This window comes from Streptomyces sp. NPDC029139 (assembly GCF_055564335.1).
The window spans coordinates 1913-5098 of sequence record NZ_JBVHWN010000037.1; the positions used below are offsets into that span (position 1 = coordinate 1913).

At 56.8% G+C, this 3186-nt stretch carries 1 rRNA gene; it reads left to right on the forward strand.

The features are described 5' to 3' along the window. Nucleotides 1-61 precede the first annotated feature (61 nt). A 23S ribosomal RNA gene (locus ACZ4VW_RS32560) occupies nucleotides 62-3185 on the forward strand. Nucleotide 3186: the final 1 nt, after the last annotated feature.

Below are 3186 nucleotides of genomic sequence, written 5' to 3' on the forward strand. Positions count from 1 at the left end.
AATCAGGGTGATGGGTGGCTGGTCGTTGCTTGAGAACTACACAGTGGACGCGAGCATCTGTGGCCAAGTTTTTAAGGGCGCACGGTGGATGCCTTGGCACCAGGAACCGATGAAGGACGTGGGAGGCCACGATAGTCCCCGGGGAGCCGTCAACCAGGCTTTGATCCGGGGGTTTCCGAATGGGGAAACCCGGCAGTCGTCATGGGCTGTCACCCATGCCTGAACACATAGGGCATGTGGAGGGAACGAGGGGAAGTGAAACATCTCAGTACCCTCAGGAAGAGAAAACAACCGTGATTCCGGGAGTAGTGGCGAGCGAAACCGGATGAGGCCAAACCGTATGCGTGTGATACCCGGCAGGGGTTGCGCATACGGGGTTGTGGGATCTCTTTTTCACAGTCTGCCGGCTGTGAGGCGAGTCAGAAACCGTTGATGTAGGCGAAGGACATGCGAAAGGTCCGGCGTAGAGGGTAAGACCCCCGTAGCTGAAACATCAACGGCTCGTTTAAGAGACACCCAAGTAGCACGGGGCCCGAGAAATCCCGTGTGAATCTGGCGGGACCACCCGCTAAGCCTAAATATTCCCTGGTGACCGATAGCGGATAGTACCGTGAGGGAATGGTGAAAAGTACCGCGGGAGCGGAGTGAAATAGTACCTGAAACCGTGTGCCTACAAGCCGTGGGAGCGTCGCTCATTGGGTTTACCCAATGGGTCGTGACTGCGTGCCTTTTGAAGAATGAGCCTGCGAGTTTGCGGTGTGTTGCGAGGTTAACCCGTGTGGGGAAGCCGTAGCGAAAGCGAGTCCGAACAGGGCGATTCAGTAGCACGCTCAAGACCCGAAGCGGAGTGATCTAGCCATGGGCAGGTTGAAGCGGAGGTAAGACTTCGTGGAGGACCGAACCCACCAGGGTTGAAAACCTGGGGGATGACCTGTGGTTAGGGGTGAAAGGCCAATCAAACTCCGTGATAGCTGGTTCTCCCCGAAATGCATTTAGGTGCAGCGTCGTGTGTTTCTTGCCGGAGGTAGAGCACTGGATAGGCGATGGGCCCTACCGGGTTACTGACCTTAGCCAAACTCCGAATGCCGGTAAGTGAGAGCACGGCAGTGAGACTGTGGGGGATAAGCTCCATGGTCGAGAGGGAAACAGCCCAGAGCATCGACTAAGGCCCCTAAGCGTACGCTAAGTGGGAAAGGATGTGGAGTCGCAGAGACAACCAGGAGGTTGGCTTAGAAGCAGCCACCCTTGAAAGAGTGCGTAATAGCTCACTGGTCAAGTGATTCCGCGCCGACAATGTAGCGGGGCTCAAGCGTACCGCCGAAGTCGTGTCATTGCAGCATATAGGGCCAACGCCTGCTGTGATGGGTAGGGGAGCGTCGTGTGCCGGGTGAAGCAGCCGCGGAAGCGAGTTGTGGACGGTTCACGAGTGAGAATGCAGGCATGAGTAGCGATACACACGTGAGAAACGTGTGCGCCGATTGACTAAGGGTTCCTGGGTCAAGCTGATCTGCCCAGGGTAAGTCGGGACCTAAGGCGAGGCCGACAGGCGTAGTCGATGGACAACCGGTTGATATTCCGGTACCCGCTTTGAAACGCCCAATATCGAGCCCATTAATGCTAAGGCCGTGAAGCCGCCCTGGAGCCTTCGGGCAAAGGGGAGTGGTGGAGCCGCCGGCCCAAGGTGGTAGTAGGTAAGCGATGGGGTGACGCAGGAAGGTAGTCCAGCCCGGGCGGTGGTTGTCCCGGGGTAAGGGTGTAGGCCGTGTGATAGGCAAATCCGTCACACATCAAGGCTGAGACCTGATGCCGAGCCGATTGTGGTGAAGTGGATGATCCTATGCTGTCGAGAAAAGCCTCTAGCGAGTTTCATGGCGGCCCGTACCCTAAACCGACTCAGGTGGTCAGGTAGAGAATACCGAGGCGTTCGGGTGAACTATGGTTAAGGAACTCGGCAAAATGCCCCCGTAACTTCGGGAGAAGGGGGGCCATCACTGGTGATCCGATTTACTCGGTGAGCTGGGGGTGGCCGCAGAGACCAGCGAGAAGCGACTGTTTACTAAAAACACAGGTCCGTGCGAAGCCGTAAGGCGATGTATACGGACTGACGCCTGCCCGGTGCTGGAACGTTAAGGGGACCGGTTAGTGACCTTTCGGGGTTGCGAAGCTGAGAACTTAAGCGCCAGTAAACGGCGGTGGTAACTATAACCATCCTAAGGTAGCGAAATTCCTTGTCGGGTAAGTTCCGACCTGCACGAATGGCGTAACGACTTCTCGACTGTCTCAACCATAGGCCCGGTGAAATTGCACTACGAGTAAAGATGCTCGTTTCGCGCAGCAGGACGGAAAGACCCCGGGACCTTTACTACAGTTTGATATTGGTGTTCGGTTCGGCTTGTGTAGGATAGGTGGGAGACTTTGAAGCCGTGACGCCAGTCATGGTGGAGTCGCCGTTGAAATACCACTCTGGTCGTGCTGGATGTCTAACCTCGGTCCGTGATCCGGATCAGGGACAGTGTCTGATGGGTAGTTTAACTGGGGCGGTTGCCTCCCAAAGGGTAACGGAGGCGCCCAAAGGTTCCCTCAGCCTGGTTGGCAATCAGGTGTTGAGTGTAAGTGCACAAGGGAGCTTGACTGTGAGACCGACGGGTCGAGCAGGGACGAAAGTCGGGACTAGTGATCCGGCGGTGGCTTGTGGAAGCGCCGTCGCTCAACGGATAAAAGGTACCCCGGGGATAACAGGCTGATCTTCCCCAAGAGTCCATATCGACGGGATGGTTTGGCACCTCGATGTCGGCTCGTCGCATCCTGGGGCTGGAGTCGGTCCCAAGGGTTGGGCTGTTCGCCCATTAAAGCGGTACGCGAGCTGGGTTTAGAACGTCGTGAGACAGTTCGGTCCCTATCCGCTGCGCGCGTAGGAATATTGAGAAGGGCTGTCCCTAGTACGAGAGGACCGGGACGGACGAACCTCTGGTGTGCCAGTTGTCCTGCCAAGGGCATGGCTGGTTGGCTACGTTCGGGAGGGATAACCGCTGAAAGCATCTAAGCGGGAAGCCTGCTTCGAGATGAGTATTCCCACCTCCTTGAGAGGGTAAGGCTCCCAGTAGACGACTGGGTTGATAGGCCGGATGTGGAAGCCCAGTAATGGGTGGAGCTGACCGGTACTAATAGGCCGAGGGCTTGTCCTCA